The 20,333-nt window shown below is 64.1% G+C and carries 18 protein-coding genes; 6 read left to right on the plus strand and 12 right to left on the minus strand.

Annotation, left to right across the window (positions count from 1 at the left end; genetic code table 11):
• Positions 1-11 precede the first annotated feature (11 nt).
• From J6497_RS21230 to topA, 3 genes are read right to left on the minus strand one after another with little or no spacing between them, the layout of a single operon-like run.
• Positions 12-452, minus strand: coding sequence for a DUF983 domain-containing protein (locus J6497_RS21230; protein WP_225706224.1), 441 nt, complete (start codon positions 450-452; stop codon positions 12-14).
• A complete protein-coding gene (gene rnr / locus J6497_RS21235; protein ID WP_225706225.1) occupies positions 440-2,770 on the minus strand; it encodes a ribonuclease R in 2,331 nt (776 codons plus the stop codon). Before rnr ends, J6497_RS21230 begins: the two co-directional genes overlap by 13 nt.
• A complete protein-coding gene (topA, locus tag J6497_RS21240; RefSeq protein ID WP_225706226.1) occupies positions 2,771-5,512 on the minus strand; it encodes a type I DNA topoisomerase in 2,742 nt (913 codons plus the stop codon).
• Positions 5,513-5,739: 227 nt separating this feature from the next.
• On the opposite strand from topA, the gene J6497_RS21245 reads away from it, so the two are divergent.
• Positions 5,740-5,982, plus strand: a complete 243-nt coding sequence (locus J6497_RS21245; RefSeq protein ID WP_225706227.1) for a hypothetical protein — start codon at positions 5,740-5,742, stop codon at positions 5,980-5,982.
• A gap of 1,097 nt (positions 5,983-7,079) precedes the next feature.
• Positions 7,080-7,238: a hypothetical protein gene (locus tag J6497_RS21250; protein ID WP_225706228.1), complete on the plus strand. Its 159-nt coding sequence runs from the start codon at positions 7,080-7,082 to the stop codon at positions 7,236-7,238.
• 48 nt (positions 7,239-7,286) lie between these two features.
• Here J6497_RS21250 and J6497_RS21255 read toward each other — a convergent pair whose 3' ends face one another.
• Positions 7,287-7,895 (minus strand): FMN-dependent NADH-azoreductase, encoded by a 609-nt coding sequence (locus J6497_RS21255; RefSeq protein WP_225706229.1) that lies wholly within the window; start codon positions 7,893-7,895, stop codon positions 7,287-7,289.
• Positions 7,896-7,995: 100 nt separating this feature from the next.
• On the opposite strand from J6497_RS21255, the gene J6497_RS21260 reads away from it, so the two are divergent.
• Entirely contained in the window at positions 7,996-8,397 is a 402-nt protein-coding gene (locus J6497_RS21260) for a winged helix-turn-helix transcriptional regulator (RefSeq protein WP_225706258.1), read from the plus strand.
• Between the two features lie 188 nt (positions 8,398-8,585).
• Here the strand turns inward: J6497_RS21260 and dprA are convergent, their stop codons facing one another.
• The 5 genes from dprA to J6497_RS21285 all read right to left on the minus strand — a co-directional run bounded on the left by dprA (position 8,586) and on the right by J6497_RS21285 (position 14,034).
• Positions 8,586-9,695 (minus strand): DNA-processing protein DprA, encoded by a 1,110-nt coding sequence (gene dprA, locus J6497_RS21265; protein WP_225706230.1) that lies wholly within the window; start codon positions 9,693-9,695, stop codon positions 8,586-8,588.
• A gap of 50 nt (positions 9,696-9,745) precedes the next feature.
• Entirely contained in the window at positions 9,746-11,023 is a 1,278-nt protein-coding gene (locus J6497_RS21270) for a patatin-like phospholipase family protein (protein WP_225706231.1), read from the minus strand.
• Positions 11,024-11,142: 119 nt separating this feature from the next.
• On the minus strand, positions 11,143-11,739 hold the full coding sequence (gene plsY / locus J6497_RS21275) for a glycerol-3-phosphate 1-O-acyltransferase PlsY (protein ID WP_225706232.1): 597 nt from the start codon (positions 11,737-11,739) through the stop codon (positions 11,143-11,145).
• Between the two features lie 35 nt (positions 11,740-11,774).
• Entirely contained in the window at positions 11,775-13,076 is a 1,302-nt protein-coding gene (locus tag J6497_RS21280) for a dihydroorotase (RefSeq protein ID WP_225706233.1), read from the minus strand.
• A 4-nt stretch (positions 13,077-13,080) separates the two neighbouring features.
• A complete protein-coding gene (locus J6497_RS21285; protein ID WP_130579598.1) occupies positions 13,081-14,034 on the minus strand; it encodes an aspartate carbamoyltransferase catalytic subunit in 954 nt (317 codons plus the stop codon).
• A gap of 236 nt (positions 14,035-14,270) precedes the next feature.
• On the opposite strand from J6497_RS21285, the gene J6497_RS21290 reads away from it, so the two are divergent.
• The 3 genes from J6497_RS21290 (at position 14,271) to J6497_RS21300 (ending at position 17,616) form a co-directional block, all read left to right on the plus strand.
• Positions 14,271-15,917: an acyl-CoA dehydrogenase family protein gene (locus tag J6497_RS21290; RefSeq protein ID WP_225706234.1), complete on the plus strand. Its 1,647-nt coding sequence runs from the start codon at positions 14,271-14,273 to the stop codon at positions 15,915-15,917.
• Positions 15,918-15,981: 64 nt separating this feature from the next.
• Entirely contained in the window at positions 15,982-16,761 is a 780-nt protein-coding gene (locus tag J6497_RS21295; RefSeq protein ID WP_225706235.1) for a CPBP family intramembrane glutamic endopeptidase, read from the plus strand.
• Between the two features lie 93 nt (positions 16,762-16,854).
• On the plus strand, positions 16,855-17,616 hold the full coding sequence (locus J6497_RS21300) for a CPBP family intramembrane glutamic endopeptidase (RefSeq protein WP_225706236.1): 762 nt from the start codon (positions 16,855-16,857) through the stop codon (positions 17,614-17,616).
• On the opposite strand, the gene J6497_RS21305 is transcribed toward J6497_RS21300, so the two are convergent.
• The 3 genes from J6497_RS21305 to J6497_RS21315 form a co-directional block, all read right to left on the minus strand.
• Positions 17,597-18,544 carry an AEC family transporter gene (locus tag J6497_RS21305; RefSeq protein ID WP_225706237.1) on the minus strand — a complete coding sequence of 316 codons (948 nt, stop codon included), beginning with the start codon at positions 18,542-18,544 and terminating at the stop codon, positions 17,597-17,599. The two genes, J6497_RS21300 and J6497_RS21305, sit on opposite strands and share 20 nt — an antisense overlap.
• A gap of 3 nt (positions 18,545-18,547) precedes the next feature.
• Positions 18,548-19,030: a Holliday junction resolvase RuvX gene (gene ruvX / locus J6497_RS21310; RefSeq protein ID WP_225706238.1), complete on the minus strand. Its 483-nt coding sequence runs from the start codon at positions 19,028-19,030 to the stop codon at positions 18,548-18,550.
• Between the two features lie 273 nt (positions 19,031-19,303).
• A complete protein-coding gene (locus tag J6497_RS21315; RefSeq protein WP_225706239.1) occupies positions 19,304-20,239 on the minus strand; it encodes a cyclase family protein in 936 nt (311 codons plus the stop codon).
• Between the last annotated feature and the right edge of the window lie 94 nt (positions 20,240-20,333).

Raw genomic sequence — 20,333 nt, forward strand, 5'->3', positions numbered from 1 at the left:
ATTTGGTCTCGTCAGACCGTTGGAATATCGTCGGGCGCGTTCTCGTCGAAACCGTGCATGCGCATCGCCCACTGGAAACCCACGACTGCGCCCTTGAGCGGTTGCAACAGCAGCAGCGACAGGATCAGCGTCATCGGCAGATAAAACGAGAGTTGCAGCCAGACCGGCGGTGCATAGTCCTTCTCGATCCACAGCGCCAAGGGCACCATGATGTGGCCAACAACCACGATGACGAGATAGGCCGGAAGGTCATCGGCGCGATGGTGAGAAAAATCCAGGTCGCAAACCGGGCAGTGACTATCGACCTTCAGAAAGGCGCGAAACAATTTGCCTTTGCCGCAGCGCGGACAACGGCAACGAAAACCGCGCTTCATCGCGGTCCACAGGTCGCGCTTCTCGACCGGCGCAGCATCGCGGGTCCACACGGTGGTCGCGGGCTTTACCGTTTCCATGACTTGTCTCGCTTCGATTTGCCGGGCTTCTGCTTGCCCGGCTTGCGATCCTTCTTGCTCTGCGCGCGTCCCGCTTTCGCACCACGCACGTCTTTCTTCCGTTCGCGTCGGCCCTCGCTTTTTCTGCCGCGCGGAATGGCCTTTCCGTCCGACAGCAATTCAAAGCGCAGTGCGCCTGCGGCCGGAGCAGCTTCTACCAGACGCACGTCCACCACGTCACCCAATCGGTGCATGGCACCGCTGCGGGAGCCGATCAGGGCGTGCCGCGTTTCGTCATAGTTGTAATATTCGGTGCCGAGTGTCCGGATCGGGATCAATCCGTCGGCGCCGGTGTCATCGAGCTTGACGAACAGTCCGGAGCGGGTGACGCCGGAAATGCGTCCCTGGAAGGTCGCGCCGATGCGATCGGCAAGGTAATGCGCGATCAGCCGGTCGGCGGTCTCGCGCTCGGCCTTCATCGCGCGCCGCTCCGTCATTGAAATCTCTGCGGCGATCTCGGCAAGCGTCTCCGGCGTCTCGCTGTCGGGCAGGGCGCCATCGCCGAGCCCGAGCGCCCGGATCAGCGCGCGGTGCACGATCAGGTCCGCGTAGCGCCGGATCGGTGAGGTGAAATGCGCGTAACGCCTCAGGTTCAGGCCGAAATGGCCGTAATTCTCTGAAGAATATTCGGCCTGCGCCTGCGAGCGCAGCACCACCTCGTTGACCAGCGACTCGTAATCCTCGCCCTCGACCTGCGCCAGCACGCGGTTGAACATTGCTGGCCGCAACGCGCCGGACTTCGTGAAGGGAAGATCGAGCGTCTTGAGGAATTCCTGGAGGTTGTAAACCTTCTCCTGCGTCGGCTCGTCATGCACGCGGTAGATCAGCGGCAAGCCTTTCTTCTCGAGCGCCTCGGCCGCGGCGACGTTGGCGAGGATCATGAACTCCTCGATCAGTTTGTGCGCGTCGAGACGTTCGGGGACGATGACGCGATCGACCGTGCCGTCGGCTTTGAGCAGGATCTTGCGCTCGGGCAGGTCGAGGTCGAGCGGATCGCGCTCGTCGCGCGCCAGCTTCACGAGCCGATATGCCTCCCAGAGCGGCTTCAGGATCGGATCGAGGATGGGGCCGGTCGTATCGTCCGGCCTGCCGTCAGTCGCGGCTTGCGCCTGCGCGTAATTTAACTTGGCGGCGGAACGCATCAGCACGCGGTGGAATGTGTGCGAGCGTTTGCGGCCGTCGGCGCCGATCACCAGGCGTACCGCGAGTGCGCCGCGCGGCTCGCCCGGCACCAGCGAGCAGAGATTGTTGGAGATGCGCTCGGGCAGCATCGGCACAACGCGATCGGGAAAATAGACCGAGTTGCCGCGGATCAGCGCATCGTGGTCGAGCGCCGAACCCGGGCGCACATAATAGGCGACGTCGGCGATGGCGACGTGGATCACGTAGCCACCCTTGTTGTGCGGATCAGGGTCGGCTTCCGCATGCACGGCGTCGTCGTGATCCTTGGCGTCCGGCGGGTCGATGGTGACGAGCGGAACGTCGCGCCAGTCCTCGCGCCCCTGCAGCGTCGCGGGCCTCGCTTCCTCGGCCTCGCGCAGGGCGGCACGCGAAAATTCCTGCGGGATCTCGTGGGCGTGGATCGCGATCAGGCTGATCGCCTTCTCGCTCGCGATCGAGCCGAGCCGCTCTTTTACCTTGCCCGAAGCGAGGCCAAAACCGCGGCTGCGGACGAGATCGACGCTGACGAGATCGCCATCCTTGGCGCCGCCGGCGTCTGCGTTGGCGATGTTGAGTTCGCGGCCCGCCTGCTTCTTGTCGACCGGCACCAGCCGGCCGCCGCCTTCGGGCAGCGCGCGGAAGATACCGAGTACGCGGGTTCTCGCGTGGTCGATGACCTTGATGATGCGGCCGCGATAGGGCGTGCCGTCGGCATCATCCACCATCTCGATGCGCAGCAGCGCGCGGTCGCCGACGCCAGCCGTGGCGCCGCGCTTCTGATGCCGCGGCGTGATGATACGGATCTTCGGCGCGGTGCCGTTTTCTTCGGTATCCCACTCGGTAGGCATCGCGATCAGCTCGCCGTCGGCGTCGCGGCCGGTGACGTCGGCCATCACTGTCGGCGGCAGCGTGGCCGGCTCGTGGACCTTGCGGCCGCGCTTGGCGATCGTGCCGTCGTCCGCGAGCTCGCGCAGCACGCGCTTAAGCTCGGCGCGATCGGCGTTCTTCAATCCGAATTCGCGCGCGATCTCCCGCGTGCCGACTTTTCCGGGATTGGCACGGATAAAGGCGACGATGGCATCCCTGGCCGGAAAGCCATGGTCATGTCTGTGTTTCACTTACCCTCGAGCCTTGCCCGCACTTTTCTTTGCGGGCGCTTTCGATGTTGCGGCAGGTTTTGCCGCTGATGTCTTCGCTGCCTTCAGCGGCGCACGCGCCTTGCTGGCGGCATCCGATTTCGGCTTGCTGACCGCCTTCTTCACCGCCGCCTTCTTGACGGGCTTTGCGGCAGCTTCGGTGTCGGCCTTCACCGGCTTTTCGGCCTTCGCTTTCTTGGCCTTCGCCTTGCCGCCGCCCTTGGCCGCGCGCTCGTCAATCAGCGCGATCGCCTCTGCGAGCGTCACCTCGTCAGGCGTCTTGTCGCTCGGGATCGTCGCGTTGATGCCACCTGCGGTGACGTAGGCGCCATAGCGGCCGTTCTTCAGTGCGACCGCGCCAAACGTCGGATGATCGCCGAGCGGTTTGCCAGGATCGGCGCCGAAGCGGCGTCCACTCGGACCCTTCGCGACCTTCTCCGCGATCAGCGTCACCGCGCGGTTGAGGCCGATGTCGAAGACTTCGTCGCCGGCCTCAAGCGAGGCGTAGGTCTTCTCGTGCTTCACGAACGGGCCGAAGCGGCCGATGCCTGCCGTGATCGGCTGTCCGGTCTCCGGATGCTTTCCGATCTCGCGTGGCAGCGACAACAGCTTGAGCGCGAGCTCGAGATCGACCTCATTGGGGGAGGTGCCCTTCGGAATGCCGGCGCGCTTCGGCTTCTCGCCTTCGGCATAATCCTTCTGCTCGCCGAGCTGGATGTAGGGACCGAACCGTCCCGCCTTCACGGTGACGTCGAAGCCGGTGTCCGGATCCTGGCCGAGAACGCGGTCGGCAGCAGCCTCGGAGTCGGCTGCAAGCGGCCTTGTGTAGCGGCATTCCGGATAATTCGAGCAACCGATGAAGGCGCCGAACTTGCCCGCCTTCAGATTGAGCCGGCCGGTGCCGCAGGTCGGACACTGCCTGGGATCGCCGCCATCCGCGCGTGGCGGATAAATGTGCGGACCCAGCATCTCGTCGAGCACGTCGAGCACCTCGGCGACGCGCAGATCCTTGATGTCGTTGACCGCGCCGATGAAGTCGCGCCAGAAATCCTTCAGCACCTGCTGCCAGGAAATCTCGTTGTTCGAGATGCGGTCGAGCTGTTCCTCGAGATCGGCGGTGAAGTCGTATTCGACGTAGCGGCGGAAAAAGTTTTCCAGGAACGCGATCACCACGCGCCCCTTGTCCTCGCCGTGCAGGCGCCGCTTCTCGAGCTTCACATAGCCGCGGTCCTTGAGCACCTGCAAGATCGAGGCATAGGTCGAGGGCCGGCCGATGCCGAGCTCTTCCATGCGCTTGACCAGCGAGGCTTCCGAGAAGCGCGGCGGCGGCTCAGTGAAATGCTGGGTGACGGCAAGATCCTGCCGCTTCAGCGGTTCGCCCACGCTCATCGAGGGCAGGCGGCGGGAGTCTTCGTCCTCCTCGTCGTCGCGGCCTTCCTGGTAGAGCGCAAGGAAGCCGTCGAACTTGATGACCTGGCCGGTGGCGCGCAATTCGAGCACGCGCGAACCGGCCTTGGCTTCGATGTCAACGGTGGTGCGCTCCAACTCGGCGGATTCCATCTGGCTCGCGATGGTGCGGGTCCAGATCAATTCGTAGAGCCGCGCCTGATCGGAATCCAGCCGCCGCTTCAGGTCGGCAGGCCGGCGCGACAGGTCGGTCGGGCGGATCGCTTCATGCGCTTCCTGCGCGTTCTTGGCCTTGGCCTGGTACTGGCGCGGGGCGTCCGGCACATAAGCGTTGCCGAAGTCCTCGCCGATCACCTTGCGCGCCTGGCTGATTGCGGACGGATCGATCTGCACGCCGTCGGTACGCATATAGGTGATGAGGCCGGTGGTCTCGCCGCCGATGTCGATGCCCTCATAGAGCCGCTGCGCGATCCGCATCGTGTGGGCGGGCGCGAAGCCGAGCTTGCGGCTGGCCTCCTGCTGCAGCGTCGAGGTGGTGAAAGGCGCCTGCGGATTGCGGCGCGCCGGCTTTGCTTCAACGGTCGCGACCTTGAACAGCGCAGCTTCGATCGCTTTGCGAAATTCTTCGGCTTCCGCGCCCGAGCCGATGTCGAGGCGCGCGATTTTCTTGCCGTCGGCGCCGACGAGCCGGGCCTCGAAGGCATCGCCGCGCGGGGTCAGCAGCGTCGCGACCAGCGACCAATATTCCCTCGACACGAACTTCTCGATCTCGAGCTCGCGGTCACAGACCAGCCGCAACGCCACCGACTGCACCCGGCCAGCCGAACGCGCGCCCGGCAATTTGCGCCAGAGCACGGGGGAGAGGGTGAAGCCGACGAGATAGTCGAGCGCGCGCCGCGCCATATAAGCGTCGACCAGCGCGCCATCGATCTGGCGCGGCGTCTTCATCGCTTCCGAGACCGCCTGCTTGGTGATGGCATTGAACACCACGCGCTCGATCTTCTGATCCTTCAGCGCGCGCTTTTCCTTCAACACCTGCAGCACATGCCAGGAGATCGCCTCGCCCTCACGATCAGGGTCGGTTGCGAGAATCAGGCGGTCGGCACCCTTGAGGGCCTTGGCGATGTCGTTGAGCCGGCCAGCAGCCTTGGGATCGACCTCCCAGATCATTTGGAAATTGGCGTCCGGATCGACCGATCCGTTCTTGGCGGGGAGGTCGCGGACATGGCCAAACGAGGCCAGAACCTCGTAGGAGGATCCCAGATATTTGTTGATCGTCTTGGCCTTGGCCGGCGACTCAACGATGACGATATTCATGTCATTCCAATAGCTTACGGGAGGAACTTGAGGAGGGCTCCGCGAGACTCGCGAGCCGCTCTGTCGGGGCGAACATGGGTGTTGAGGGGCCCCCTGTCAAATCCAAGGATAATGAGGGGGTGAGGCGGGTCTACGACTTAGTATCTAGGAAGTTGCAAAATGCGCCCTAGAGTTGCGGCCGAAAAGGGCCTAGTCTTCGTCCAAAATGGTGCTTTTGGAAAAAGTTTTTGGCTAGGGCGGGAGGCCGCCGGAAGCGTTCCGCGTCCGGTCGGGAAAAGCGATCGCAACTGGATGAGACCGGCGAGGAGGGCGGCCCTGACGAGGCCGTGGCCTTCATTGCGGAGACTGTTACCGAGCTGGCGAAACTCGCGAAGCGCCACCGGCTGGAGGTGCTGAGCCATCTTCTTGGCATGGCGAGGCTCGAAGCCGAAGAGCGGCTGCGGCTGCGCAGCAAGCGCAAGCTGTCGTGAGGGGGCCTCGCACCGTCCCGTAGGATGGGTAGAGCGGAAGCGAAACCCATCGCGATGGAGCAAGTCGCGCGATGGAGCAAGTCGCGCGAATGATGGGTTTCGCTGCGCTCTACCCATCCTACGTCCGAGTCAAATTTCAAACAGCGGAGGGGATGTGAGTCCGCATTCTCGCGGCATGAAGTGCCCGAGTTTTGCATCTCGTTTCACCCTCTCATTGAATAGAGGGCGCAGGGAAAGCCGGGTGCCGGCTGCACCCGTGGGCCCCGTGCAACAAAAAGCACGGGGGTAGGACCACAGGTCAACCGGAGCAACACCGGCTTTCCCTGCGCAGTGGTTTACAGCTTACTTCGTGCTCTTCCCGGTGACCGGGCTTTCTTGCCACCGTCACTCTGCGGACACTTGATCCACAGAACTTAGCGCCAGCGTCGGGGCGCCAGAACCACACGACTTCGCCGTCCACGGATAGTCACGCTCGTCAGTCGCAACACCCGCGTCCACCGCATCTCACCGCAACGTTCGTGACGATCGCGAGCCGCCCCTCATTCGGGTGAGACGCGCGGAGTTAAATCACTGATTTGCCCGACGACGGAAGCGGAATGTTTTTCGCAGGCTGACTGGACGGGCCAAATCACTTTGGAATTGCTGGCGAATTTTCCTCTGTCATTCCGGGGCATCGCGAAGCGATGAGCCCGGAAATCCATATCACCACCTGAGCAAATGGACGAATGGATTCCGGGCTCGCGCTGCGCACGCCCCGGAATGACGGAGAGTGAGATGCCTGCGGCCCATCCCTCGAGACGCCGCTTACGCGGCTCCTCGGGATGAGGATGAGACCGCGGCGAGGGCACTCCTGTGCGCTGCATGATCCTGCGCCTCAACGCGCTTCTTGCGCTTGGGCGCGCCGCGCTTCAAGGCGATGTCGGCGGGCGAGAGCAGCCGGCCGTCCTGAGCTCTAGCGCGGCGGCGACACATTGCCGCGCGCTTGCCGGTTCAGTCTGCCGTAGACTGCGCGCGAGGGGCTGAACCTTGGTCGTAACTGCCAAGACAGTTCTGGTGGGGGCAGAGAAATGCTTTGACCATCGGATTGGAGAGCAGCCATGCCGACCACCATCCGGGTCTCCACTCCAGTCCCGACGTCCCGCGCTCCGCGGAAGTCAGACGACGGGCAACTTGCTTCTGTCGCCCTGTTTGCTGGTATCGGTCTGTTGATTTCGCTCGTCGCCATGATCTTCGACGTGCAGGGCGCTTGGCATTAGCTGCTACATCATGGCCGGCAGGACCGGCAATGATGCAGATCGATTTCGTTACGCCGCGCTGAGACTACCAGCGGCTTGCAGCGCGCCTGCGACGGCCTTTTCCCGATGCTCCGGTCCAATCTGGATTCCATCGGCGGAAATGAATTCGGGATTGGTGATTCCGATGAAGCCGAACACCCAGCGCAAATAGGTCTCCAGATGCTCGCCAACGGCGGCCGGCGTGCCCGGGCCGTAGAAGCCGCCACGCGAAACCGCGATGATGACGCGCTTGTTGCCGGCAAGGCCTTCGACGCCGGCGGCGCCGTACTTGAACGTCTTGCCAGCAACCAGGATGCGATCGATCCAGGCCTTGAGCTGGCTCGGGATGGTGAAATTGTACATGGGCGCACCCAGCACGACGACGTCGGCCCCGAGAAACTCCTCCAGCATCTGCTGGCCCGCCGCGATGTCCGGCTGCAGCGAGGTTTCGGGGGTGGCGCCCTGGCTGGCGGCGAGATGGGAACCTGAGAGATGGGCGAGTGGCGCCGCCGTGAGGTCGCGGTAGGTGACCTCGATGCCGTGATGGGTCTTGCGCAGCCGGTCCACGATGGCGGCGGAGACCTGCCGGCTGACGGAGTGGGGGCCGAGCACGCTGGAGTCGAGATGCAGGAGTTTCATGGTTGGTGTCACCCTTTGGTATAGGTTTGTAACTGGCGCTATATGAGTGACCGTGGCAAAACCCCGCAAGAACGCACATTTTTCTAACCGGAGCACATCAGTGAAACCCGAGCACATCCATGTGCCTGTCCTGGAGCCCATCCCCCATACCGGCAGCGACTGCCGTGGGGTGGCCTCGGTGCTGGGGCGGGTCGGCGACAAATGGAGCGTGCTCGTGATCATGCTGCTCATCAACGGGCCGCGCCGCTTCAACGAGCTCAAGCGCACCATCGGCGGCATCTCGCAGCGGATGTTGACCCTGACGCTGCGCGGGCTGGAGCGCGACGGGCTCGTCACGCGCACGGTGTTTCCCACCATTCCGCCGCGGGTCGACTATGAGCTGACCGATCTCGGCCGCGGGCTAGCGAGGCCGGTGCAGGCGCTCGGCGAATGGGCGTTCGAGCATCTGCCCGAGATCGAGCGCTCGCGAGGCGTGTTTGATGCACGCAACGACAAGGACTGAATTCCGAGCGAAGAGTGCGAGTTGAAGCGATGGCGAGCGCCGTTTCTTCACCTCTCCCCAGCTGGGAGAGGTCGGATCGCGTTAGCGATCCGGGTGAGGGGTTTGGCTCTATCGAGGGACCGTAACCCCTCACCCGAATTGCTGCGCAATTCGACCTCTCCCTATGGGAGAGGTGAAGAAACAGCGGCTTAAACCAGCGACACCAGTCCGCCGCCGTGGCGTTCGAGACGGCCGGCGAGCTCAAGCTCGAGCAGCACGGTGCGAACGATGGTGGCCGACAGGCCCGACATCCGGATCAGGTCGTCGAGGCTGACCGGGCTCGGGCCGAGCAGCGCGACGATGCGTTCGCGCTCGCTCGGATCGGTGTCGAAATCGAGCGGCTCGTCATCGCTTTCGCGCGCAGCAAGCGCGAGTGGCCGCTCCATGATCGGCTGGACCGCGTTGATGATGTCGCTCGCGCAGGTCACAAGCGCCGCGCCTTGCTTGATGAGGTCGTTGGTGCCGGCGGCGCGCGGATCGAGCGGGGAGCCGGGCACGGCGAACACTTCGCGGCCTTGTTCGGCGGCCATGCGCGCGGTGATCAGCGAGCCCGAGCGGTGCGCGGCCTCGACGATGACGACGCCGAGCGCCACACCCGAGATCAGGCGGTTGCGGCGAGGGAAGTCGCGGGCGCGCGGGACATGGCCAAGCGGCATTTCGGAGATCGCAGCGCCCCGTTCGAGCAGAGCCGCGAGCAGGTCCTGATGCTCCGGCGGATAGATCCTCTCATGGCCCCCGGCGAGCACTGCGACCGTGCCGGTCTCTGTGGTGGCGCGATGCGCGGCCTGGTCGATGCCGCGGGCGAGACCGGAGATCACGACGAAGCCGGCATCGCCGAGATCGCGGGCGAGGGTACCAGCGAATTTCAGTCCGGCCCCTGACGCATTGCGCGAGCCGACGATCGCGATCATCGGCCGCGCCAGCACGTCGAGCGCGCCGCGCACGGCCAACAGCGGCGGCGCGTCGTCGATCGTGGCAAGCCGCGTCGGATAGGAGACTTCGCCCGGCGCGACCAGGCTGACGCCGTGCTTCCTGCAGGCCGCAAGCTCGGCTTTTGCCTCCTCGACCGTGCAGATGCGTCCGGCACCGCCGCCGCGGCGCGCCATGTCGGGTAGGTGCTCGAGCGCGGTGCGCGCGTCGCCGAAATGATTGAGCAGCGCGCGAAAAGTGCGCGGACCGACATTCTCGGAGCGGATCAGCCGCAGGCGGTCGAGGCGTTCGGTGTCGGTGAGTTGGATCTGGGATGTACGGTCGTGCATGGCCGGCGCAGCTTCGCCCAACCGAAGATTGCGATCAACCTGTTTGCCGCTCAGAGCAACGCAGCCTCTGCAGAGACTTGCGCGGCAACTGGCTGGCCGGCCCGTCGTGCTGCCTCGATTCGCGTCGAGCCGGCATCTTGCGCCAGGAAACGTTCGGCAGCCTTGCGGCCGCTCCGATGCAAGAGGCGGATGAAACCCGGGCCGAGATCAGTGGCGCTGCGCTGGGCGAGCCCGTCGATCTCGTCTTCCGCCGCCATCCGGAATAGCCGCAGCGAGGGCGCAGCAGTGGGGCGCGCCCATTCCAGCGCCGCGATCTCGGCGTTGAGCACGGAATTGGCCGTGATCTGGTCGAGGCGGCGATCGATCGCGGCGGGCGTGATCGGGATATAGCTGTCGCGCGCCGGCGTGACCTGGACGACCAGCACGTTGGAGGTCTCGGATTCCTGCACCAATCGAACCAGCGGAGGATTGGTGCCGAAACCGCCGTCCCAATAGGATTCGCCATCGATTTCGACCGCGCAATGGATCAGGGGCGGGCAGGTCGAGGCGAGCAGTGTGTCGGCAGTGATCTCGGCATTGCCAAAGACCTGCTGCCGGCCATCACGGACGCGCGTTGCTGCCACGAGAAGCTTTGGACAGGCGGGGCTCTGCAGCGCGGTGAAATCGATGTCCCTTGCGAGCGCCTGGCGCAGCGGATCGAGATCGAATGGATCGAACTGGCCGGACCGCAGCGTCGGCCCGAACGCGACCGAGTGTCCGGCCGGCGAGAATCCTCCGACCAGCATTAGCGAGCGGAACGATGCCTCATGCATGATCCGCATCCAGAACCGGTTGAGTGCGGCGCGCGCACCTTCGCGGCCACCTTCCACCAGGCCGCAGGCGAGCAGCGCGGCGTTGACGGCGCCGGCGCTGGCGCCGCTGATGGTGTCGAACGCGCAATCTGGTTCTTCCAGGAGGCGCTCGAGCGCGCCCCAGGTGAAGGCGGCAAAGGTGCCGCCGCCTTGCAGCGCCAGGGATAATTGTCGCGGCGGCCAGACGGGCGGCCCGCCTGCATCAGCCGTTTTCGGCTTCCTGCTCGGAGAACGTGCCGGCAAGTCGGCCCGCGCCGATTGCATATTCAGGACAGCGTCCTGTGGTGGCGGGGCGGCAAGCCGCTCAGCTTCGGCGCTAGACTTATCTGCTGAACTGTCCGCACTCGGCGTGTCGTCGGAGAATGACCAGATCTCGGAGGCCGCGAGCAGGGCGCTCGCGCTGGACGCGCTCACCCGACGTGACGCGACATCGTGCGTGTTCGTTACGCCAAGCCGATCCTGTTCTATCTCGTCCATCTGACGCAACCGTATGACGCCGTTTGAGTCGCAGCATGACAGCCCGCGTTACTGTTTGCCAGTATCGCGCAAGAATTTCGAATAGATGTGACCGGTCCTCAACAGGTTGATGGCGAATTCTAGGCCTTTTGGCCGATTCGTCCCTCGGTTCCTGCCTGGAGCCGCTTGATGTTCTCGCGGTGGGTGTAGAACAGCATGAGCATCAGCACCGCGGCGAACGCAGCGAGTGCGGCGTGGTCGAACCACCACAGGAAGATCGGGGTGACGAGGGCCGCAACCAATGCCGAGAGCGACGAGTAGCGCGTGGTGAGGGCAGTGGCGAGCCAGACCGCGCCATAGACGGCCGCAGCCGGCCAGAACAGGCCGATCAGCACGCCGATATAGGTGGCGACGCCCTTGCCGCCCTTGAATCTGAGCCAGACCGGATAGAGATGGCCGAGGAAGGCGCCGAGCCCGGCCACCATCGCCGCATTCGGACCGTCGAGATAGCCACACAGCACCACTGCGGCGGTGCCCTTCAGCATGTCGAAGATCAGCGTCGCTGCGGCAAGCCCCTTGCGCCCGGTGCGCAGCACGTTGGTGGCCCCGATATTGCCCGAGCCGACCGAACGCAGATCCTGCGTGCCCGCGATCTTGGTCAGGATCAGGCCAAATGGCACCGAGCCGAAGAGATAGCCGATCAGCAAGGCGACGATCAGGAAGGCGTCAGAGGACATGGTAGGCGCTCCCGCCGCGGCTTGTTTTTGGCATGTTACACATGCTCATACACCGTTCGCCCGCCGACAATGGTGCGCACGACGCGGCCGGAGAAGCGGGCTTCATCGAACGGCGTGTTCTTGCACAGCGATTTGAGGTCGGCGGGATCGAGCACCCAGGGCGTATCCGGATCGATCACGATCACGTCGGCCGGCGAGCCGGCGCGCAGCGAGCCGCCGGGCAGACCCAGCAATTCGGCGGGACGGGTCGACATCGCCCGGATCAAGGTCTTGAAATCCATCTCGCCATTATGGATGAGCCGCAGTCCCGCCGTTAGCATGGTCTGCAGCCCGACCGCACCAAAGGCGGCCTCGGCGAACGGCAGGCGCTTGACCTCGACGTCCTGCGGATTGTGGTCGGACATGATGACATCGATGAGACCGGAGGCCAGCGCCGCGACCAATGCCTGGCGGTCGTCCTCGGTGCGCAGCGGCGGCGACAGTTTCAGGAACGTCCGGTAAGGCCCGATGTCGTTCTCGTTCAGCGTGACGTGATTGATCGAGACGGAGGCGGAGACGTCGGCGCCTGCATCGCGGGTACGTTTCAGGATTTCAAGCGACTCCGCGGTGGTGAGGGAGGCCGCGTGATAGCGCCCGCCGGTAAGCACCGCGAGGTGCATGTCGCGTTCGAGCATGATCGACTCGGCGGCATAGGGGATGCCGGCAAGCCCCAGCCTTGTCGCGAACTCGCCCTCGTTCATCACGCCTTCGCCGACAAGGTCGGGATCCTCGGTGTGGTGCACGATCAGCGCGTCGAAGTCGCGAGCGTAGGTGAGCGCGCGGCGCATCACCTGCGCGTTGGTGACGCTCTTGTCGCCATCAGTGAAAGCGACCGCGCCGGCGGCTTTCAGGAGGCCGATCTCGGTCATCTCCTCGCCGCGCAGGCCCTTGGTCAACGCCGCCATCGGATGGATGTTGACGATCGCAGTGTCGCGTGCGCGGCGCATCACGAAATCGACGGTCGCCGAATTGTCGATCACGGGCGAAGTGTTCGGCTGGCAGATGATGGTGGTGATGCCGCCGGCGGCCGCGGCGAGACTGGCGGACGCAAAGGTTTCGCGATGGTTCGCGCCGGGCTCGCCGACAAAGGCGCGCATGTCGATCAGGCCGGGAGCAACGATCTTGCCGGCGCAATTGACGATATCGGTGCCTTCGGGGACACCCGCGGTGCCGATGCCGCGCTTGCTATCGCGGATCATCCCATCCGCGATAAGGACGTCGGCGGGCCCGTCGAGATCGCGCGAGGGATCGACGACGCGGGCATTGGCAAGCAGGATTGGGCGACGATCGGTCAGCATGATCTCACGCGTTCGGCAGGTTGCGGGCGAGCGCTTCCAGCACCGCCATCCGCACTGCCACTCCCATTTCGACCTGTTCGCGGATCACCGACTGCGCGCCGTCGGCGACTGCCGAGTCGATCTCGACGCCGCGGTTCATCGGCCCCGGATGCATCACCAGCGCGTCAGGCTTGGCGTAGGACAGCTTCTTCTGGTCGAGGCCGAAATACTGGAAATACTCGCCCGACGACGGCACGAAGGAGCCGTTCATGCGCTCGCGCTGCAGGCGCAGCATCATCACGATGTCGGCGCCATCGAGCCCCTCGCGCATGTCGCGGGCGACCTCGACCCCCATCCGCTCGATGCCGCGCGGCAGCAGCGTCGATGGCGCGACCACGCGGACGCGGGCGCCCATGGTGTTGAGCAGGAGGATGTTGGAGCGCGCGACGCGCGAATGCATGACGTCGCCGCAGATCGCGATCACGAGCCCCTCGATCCGGCCCTTGTTGCGGCGGATGGTCAGCGCATCGAGCAGGGCCTGAGTCGGATGCTCGTGCGCGCCATCGCCGGCATTGATCACGGAACCGTCAACCTTGCGCGCCAGAAGTTCCACCGCGCCGGAGGCGTGGTGGCGCACCACCAGGATATCCGGGTGCATCGCGTTCAATGTCACCGCGGTGTCCATCAGCGTCTCGCCCTTGCGCATCGAGGACGAGGACACCGACATGTTCATGACGTCGGCGCCCAGCCTTTTTCCCGCGATCTCGAACGAGGATTGCGTCCGCGTCGAGGCCTCGAAGAACAGGTTGACCTGGGTGCGGCCGCGCAGGGATGCGCGTTTCTTGTCCACCTGGCGGTTGAGCTCGACATATTCCTCGGACAGATCGAGCAGCCCGGTGATGTCGGCAGCGGAAAGTCCCTCGATGCCCAGCAGATGCCGGTGACCGAGGACAAAGGTCGATTTCAATGATGGGGTCATTAAAGCCAGAGCTATAGGCGTGGTTGGTCGGCGGGGCAAGCGGGAATAGGGGGCGAATGAGTTTTCCCCCGATCTGGCGCAATCCCGTCATGGGACGGCGGAACAGGCTGGTCGCCGCGGGGCTTTGTCGACTATTCCAGGGCGCAGCGGCATTTTTTCGCTGCCCCGCGCGGGCGGGCCGGCCTATGATTTCCGTAAACGCCACCACCGCGCCATTCCCGCTTTCAGGAAGCGTCATGACCCAATCAAGCTCTTCGACCCATGAGGTCTTCAACCAGTCGCCGCCGTTCGAGGATGTCGATCTGTTCACGCTCGACAAGCCGCTGGTGGCGGCGGTGGCCGCCAATGGCGGCGGCTCGGCGCAGGCTGAGCTATCGCAATTCGGCAAGCATTGGGGCTCGTCGGCGATGGCGGAGCGGGGCCGCATCGCCAATGAGAACACGCCGAAACTGCGCACCTTCGATTCCCGCGGCAACCGGCGCGACGTGGTCGAGTTTCATCCGGCCTATCACGAATTGATGGCTCACAGCGCGCATGCCGGCGTGCACAACTCGACCTGGACCGCTAGCGGCAAGCCCGCGGGTGGGGCAGCGGAAGTGGTGCGCGCGGCAAAATTCTATATCGCCGCGCAGGTCGAGACCGGTCATCTCTGCCCGATCACGATGACACGCGCCGCCGTCGCCGCGCTGGCCTCGCAACCCAACCTGCTGGCGAGGACGATGCCTGTCATCGCCACGCGCTCCTATGATCCGAACTTCATGCCCTGGTGGGAGAAGCGCGGCATGACGCTCGGCATGGGCATGACCGAGAAGCAGGGCGGCACTGATGTGCGCGCCAACATGACGCGCGCGGCGCGCGATGGCGATGCCTATCGTATCACCGGGCACAAATGGTTCATGTCGGCGCCGATGTGCGACGCCTTCCTGGTGCTGGCCCAGGCCGACGATGGCTTGAGCTGCTTCTTCATGCCGCGCTTTGCGCCGGACGGATCGGTCAATGCGATCCACTTCCAGCGCCTGAAGGACAAGCTCGGCAACCGCTCCAACGCGTCGTCGGAGGTGGAATTCCACGGCGCCTATGCCGAGCGGATCGGTGAGGAAGGCAAGGGCATCCGCACCATCATCCAGATGGTGCAGCTCACGCGGCAGGACTGCGCGATCGCCTCTGCCGGCCTGATGCGCTCGGGGCTTGCGCACGCGCTGCATCATGCACGGCATCGCAGCGTGTTCCAGAAGCATCTCGCCGATCAGCCGCTGATGCAGGCGGTGCTGTCGGACATGGCGCTGCATGTCGAGGCGACGATTGCGCTGGTGATGCGGCTCTGCCGCGCGTTCGACCGCACGCCTGATGACGTGAAGGAAGCGGCCTATATGCGGCTGCTCACGGCGGCGATCAAATACTGGGTCTGCAAGAGTGCGCCCGGCTTCCTCTACGAGGCGATGGAGTGCCTCGGCGGCAACGGCTATGTCGAGGAGGGCATTCTCGCGCGACACTACCGGGAATCGCCGGTGAACGCGATCTGGGAAGGCTCGGGCAATGTGATGTGCCTCGACGTGCTGCGTGCGCTCTCGCGCGAAGCCGACGCAGCAACAGCGATCCTGCAGGAATTGACCGCGGAGACGCAGGGGTTATCAGGAGCAAGCGAGGCGGTTGCCTTGATCGGCAAGGCGTTCCGCCGCCCCGACAGTGAGCGCGTCGCGCGGCTCGTAGTCGAGAAATTGGCGCTGCTTGCTGCAAGCGCCGCGCTCAACGGCGTGAACCCGTGGCATGCGGAACTGTTCGCGGCGACACGGCTCGCGACCACGCACGCCGGCATGTACGGCGCGGTGGAGCTTGCCGAGAACGATATGCGCGCGCTGCTGGAGCGGGCGGTGCCGCATTGAGTTGTCCGGCCGTCATGGTGGGCATGATGATGGGGGAGCAGGGGCGTACTCGATTGAAAGTCACATGACGGACGCGCTTGCCCCCGAAAATCCTCCGCTGACGGCTGCTCCACCGCCGCTGCCGCCGCCGCGGGTGTGGAAATTCTGGGGTACGACGCTGTGGGGATTGTTCGTGTTCGGCGGCATGTTCCTCGGGCAACTCGCCGTCGTCATCTATTTCATGCTGAAGCAGGACGCGCCCAATATCGCGACCGTCATCCAAACCGTCGGCGGGGGATTGACGATTGCGCTCTCGATCATCACGGGATTGCCAGCGGTGCTGCTGGCGCTCTGGATCGCGATCCGTCCGACCCGGACGCCTTTTGCCGATTATCTCGCGCTGCGCTGGACCTCCTGGAAGAACTTCGCCATCGGCATGGCCGCGCTGGCGCTATTGGTTGGCGTGTGGGGTCTGGTCTCGCGCGCGCTTGGCCGCGAGGTCTCGCCGGGCTTCATGGGCGACGTGTTGAAATCTGCGCAGGCCGAAGGCGCGCTTTGGCTGCTCGTCATCGCGTTCTGCATCGCCGCGCCGGTATCGGAGGAGCTTTTCGCCCGCGGCTTCCTCTATCGCGGCTGGTCGGAAACGGCCCTGCGACCTGGAGGCGCGATCCTGCTGTCGTCGCTCGTCTGGACCTTGCTGCATCTGCAATATGACTGGTTCTCCCTCAGCGAGGTATTTTCGATCGGCTTCGTGTTCGGCTATCTGCGCTACCGCTTCAACTCGACCTGGCTCACAATCGTGCTGCACGGCCTGAACAATCTCGCCGCGACGCTGCAGGCATTGTGGCTGGCGGGGCAGTCGTAGCTTCTTGCGCCCTACTGGCAGGGTGATCGCCGGGCATGCTAAGTAGAAGCTTAGCTCACCTTCGCTGCGACGTTGTCGCGGAAAAAAATCGATATGTCTGATCTCGAAAAGACCAACTCCCCGGTCTCGGCACGGACTGCCCGGACGTGGGATTTCATGGAAACGACGCTCATCAGCCTGCTCGCCTACGGCGCTTTCACTCTGGCAGCGCTGCTTGTCCTGTTCTTCTTGGTAACGGCATACGATGGAGCAAGTATCTTTTCTCCTGCTGCTCAACTGAACGCGCTAGCGGAGCAGGGACGTTGGCAGGGCATTGCTCTCACTTTAGCTAGTCCGGTTGCCATCGCGGTGCTTTGGGTCGCTATCCGAATGGCCGGGCGTGGGTTCTCCGAATATCTTGCTCTAAACTGGCCAAGTGCAGGCGAGCTAGTCCGCGCGCTTGCGATCACATCCATGATCTTAATGGTCCAGGGCTTCGTCACCGTGAATTTTTCCGATGGCGCAGGGGACGCTTCGCTTAATCCTTATCTCGACGTTCGAGGATACGGTGGTTTGCTTGTCTTGTTGATCGGCGGCAGCATCGTGGCGCCGATGATGGAAGAGTTCATTGTTCGTGGCTTCATGTTTCGTGGTTGGTCGCAATCCTTTGTCGGTCCAACGGGTACTATTGTATTGACCTCAGTGGTATGGGCGCTGAATCACACGCAATACCATTGGTACGATCGCTTCTGGATATTCGTATTTGGCCTCGCTCTCGGGCACTTTCGGTGGCGCACCAACTCAACATGGCTGACTGTTATGGTTCATTCGGCGAGCAACGTCTGTTCATTCTTCTTCATGGGGCCGTACCGCTAAAGCCACTTGCAGCGAGCGCAATGACAACAGGCATCGTGATCGCAGCGAGAATTGTCTGCAGCGTGATGATCTGGGCGAGCAGCGGTGCATCGCCGCCCATCTGGCGGGCGAGCACATAGGCCGAAGAGGAGGTGGGTACCGCCGAGGCGACGGCGACGATGACGAGGCTTGCGCCTGACAGCCCGAACGCGAGCGCGAACGACACGGCGAGCGCGGGCATGGCGATCAGCTTCAGAAACACCGTGATGCTGGCGGCGAGGCTTGGCCGGAACATGCCTTCGAGATGCAGGCCGGCGCCGGTGACCAGCAGGCCGATTGCAAGCGAGGAGCGGCCGAGTGCGTCGGCGACGTCATGCCAGAGCTTTGGCAGCGGCAAGTGGCTTACATTCAAGAGGAGCCCGATGACGCAGGCCCAGATCAGCGGATTTTTCACCACGGTCATGACGATGGCGCGGGCCGACTGCTTTTGCGGCGCTGCGTAATGCGCGAGCACGGAGACGCTGAACACATTGACCAGCGGGATGATCGCGACCATCGCGACAGAGGCGAGCGCGAGCCCGACATCGCCGTAGAGGCTGCCTGACACCGCGAGCGCGACATAGGTCTGCCAGCGGGTGGCGCCCTGGAACACCGAGGTGAAGGCGGGGCCGTCGACGCCGCTGCGCGCGAGCAGCGGGCGGAGCGCGAGGCACAATAACGACATCGCGAGCGCCGCGAGAAACAGCGCGCCGCCGACGCCGCCGATCGGCACCTTTGTCAGGTCGGCCTTCACCAGCGTCTGGATCAAGAGCACCGGGAACAGCACGTAATAGGTCAGCCGTTCCAGGCCTTGCCATTGCGCCTCCGGCTTGAGCAGCGTCCGCTTCAGGATGAAGCCGAGCGTGATCAAGAGGAATGTCGGCAACAGCGCCGCGATGACGACGGCCATACTTCAGCGCTCACGCCGCAGCCGGGCCAGCCGATCCAGCGCGCCCTGCAGGATGAAGATTGCGGCGTGCTCGTCGATCACCTCGGCGCGCTTGGCGCGGCTGACATCCATGCCGATCAGTTCGCGCTCCACGGCCGCGGTCGAGAGCCGCTCGTCCCAGAACCCGATCGCGAGCGTGGTCAGACTCGAGAGGTTGCGCGCAAAGGCGCGGGTCGATTGCGCTCGCGGCCCCTCGCTGCCGTCCATGTTGATGGGAAGCCCAAGCACGAAGCCGACCGCGTTGCGCTCTCCGGCGATCGCCAGCAACCGCGCAGCGTCGGCCTTGAACGCCTTGCGCTGGATGGTCTCGACGCCGGTAGCCAGCCGGCGATCGGGATCGGAGACGGCGACGCCAATGGTCTTGGTTCCGAGATCCAGCCCGACCAACGCGCCGCGCTCAGGCCAGTGCGCGACAGCTTCGATCAGGGGGAGGACAGGGGCGAGCATGACGATGCGCTTAACACGTAGTGCACTGCATAGGCAAAGCGCTTGCTTACCTCCTTCCCCCTAAAACGGGGAAGGCTGGAATGGGGGTCCTGCCACGAGTCACGCTGCCCGAGTGGAGAGAGGTGATCCCCACCCGGTTTGCGCTTGGCGCGCAAACCGACCTCCCCTTTTCAAGGGGAGGTGAGGCGCAGCCGTCAGCACTGCTGCGCTCCTTGCCCCTGAAGGGGGAAGGTCGGGATGGGGGTCTGCCGCGAGTCGGGCTGCTTGAGTTCGTCAGCGGATCGCGACGGGGTTGATCATGCTCTGCACGCCGCCGCGCCAGCGCGGCTGGCCGAGCACGAACAGGAACTCATACCCCTTGTCCCTGGCGAGCTCGGCGGTGTCCATGTTCTCCAGGATGTAGGTGCCGTTCTTCGCCAGCAGGATCTGGTGCACCTCGAACACATTCTTGGATTCGAACGGCAGCACCTCGAGGCCCCAGGTATCTGCACCGATGGCCACCACGCCCTTGCCGGTGAGATAGTTGGCACCCTCGACGCCGAGGCCGGGCTCGCCTGCGGAATAGCGCTTGTCGTCCTTGCCGATCAGGCTGAGCCAGCCGGTGTGGAAGATCACGACGTCGCCCTGGCGGATCTCGACGCCCTGTTTCTTCGCGGTTTCCTCGATCTCCTTGACGTTGAAGGCGGTGCCCTCCTTGACCACGTCGGTGTTGTAATAGGCGGCCATGTCAAGCAGCACGCCGCGGGTGACCATCGGCGGTACCTTCTCGATGCCGAGCTTCTTCAAGCCGGTGGGATCGGCGAAATCGGCGAGCTTGTTGCCGTTGTAGTAGACGTGCTCGATGCCGAGATGGCCGAGGCCGTCGATCTGGCTGCCGATGCCGACCCAGGTGTCGAGGATGTCGTCATTGTAGGTGGCCTTGTTCGGACCGATGCCCGAGATGCCCGCCTGTCCGGGCTGAACGATGGTCATCTTGAAGGTGCGCGGCGGATAGGCCGGCGTCTTGGTGTCGACGGGAATGCCGAGCGCGTAGGTCTTGCCGGTCTTCACCAAGGATGCGGCTTTGAGGACGAGCTCAGGCGTCATGTAGTTGGCGGCGCCGATCTCATCGTTCGGCCCCCATTTCGACTTGGTCCAGTCTTGTGCGCTTGCCCTTCCGACCGTAGCCAACAAGACAACAGAACAGCACAACATGAATGCGGTGCGCATCGCAGTCCCTCCCAGATGTTGACGTTATGGTTGTTGGTAGAAAGCGCCGCATACTAACGTAGCCGCGCACGACGATCCAAAAATTTTTGATGAC

It is taken from the genome of Bradyrhizobium cenepequi (assembly GCF_020329485.1).
Lineage (GTDB): Bacteria > Pseudomonadota > Alphaproteobacteria > Rhizobiales > Xanthobacteraceae > Bradyrhizobium > Bradyrhizobium cenepequi.

Bases quoted from the DNA above. Each gene is read 5' to 3' on its own strand.
- J6497_RS21230 (WP_225706224.1), bottom strand. From the start codon at position 452: ATGGAAACGGTAAAGCCCGCGACCACCGTGTGGACCCGCGATGCTGCG.
- topA (WP_225706226.1), bottom strand. From the start codon at position 5,512: ATGAATATCGTCATCGTTGAGTCGCCGGCCAAGGCCAAGACGATCAAC.
- J6497_RS21250 (WP_225706228.1), top strand. From the start codon at position 7,080: ATGCCGACCACCATCCGGGTCTCCACTCCAGTCCCGACGTCCCGCGCT.
- J6497_RS21255 (WP_225706229.1), bottom strand. From the start codon at position 7,895: ATGAAACTCCTGCATCTCGACTCCAGCGTGCTCGGCCCCCACTCCGTC.
- dprA (WP_225706230.1), bottom strand. From the start codon at position 9,695: ATGCACGACCGTACATCCCAGATCCAACTCACCGACACCGAACGCCTC.
- J6497_RS21270 (WP_225706231.1), bottom strand. From the start codon at position 11,023: ATGGACGAGATAGAACAGGATCGGCTTGGCGTAACGAACACGCACGAT.
- plsY (WP_225706232.1), bottom strand. From the start codon at position 11,739: ATGTCCTCTGACGCCTTCCTGATCGTCGCCTTGCTGATCGGCTATCTC.
- J6497_RS21280 (WP_225706233.1), bottom strand. From the start codon at position 13,076: ATGCTGACCGATCGTCGCCCAATCCTGCTTGCCAATGCCCGCGTCGTC.
- J6497_RS21285 (WP_130579598.1), bottom strand. From the start codon at position 14,034: ATGACCCCATCATTGAAATCGACCTTTGTCCTCGGTCACCGGCATCTG.
- J6497_RS21290 (WP_225706234.1), top strand. From the start codon at position 14,271: ATGACCCAATCAAGCTCTTCGACCCATGAGGTCTTCAACCAGTCGCCG.
- J6497_RS21295 (WP_225706235.1), top strand. From the start codon at position 15,982: ATGACGGACGCGCTTGCCCCCGAAAATCCTCCGCTGACGGCTGCTCCA.
- J6497_RS21300 (WP_225706236.1), top strand. From the start codon at position 16,855: ATGTCTGATCTCGAAAAGACCAACTCCCCGGTCTCGGCACGGACTGCC.
- J6497_RS21305 (WP_225706237.1), bottom strand. From the start codon at position 18,544: ATGGCCGTCGTCATCGCGGCGCTGTTGCCGACATTCCTCTTGATCACG.
- ruvX (WP_225706238.1), bottom strand. From the start codon at position 19,030: ATGCTCGCCCCTGTCCTCCCCCTGATCGAAGCTGTCGCGCACTGGCCT.
- J6497_RS21315 (WP_225706239.1), bottom strand. From the start codon at position 20,239: ATGCGCACCGCATTCATGTTGTGCTGTTCTGTTGTCTTGTTGGCTACG.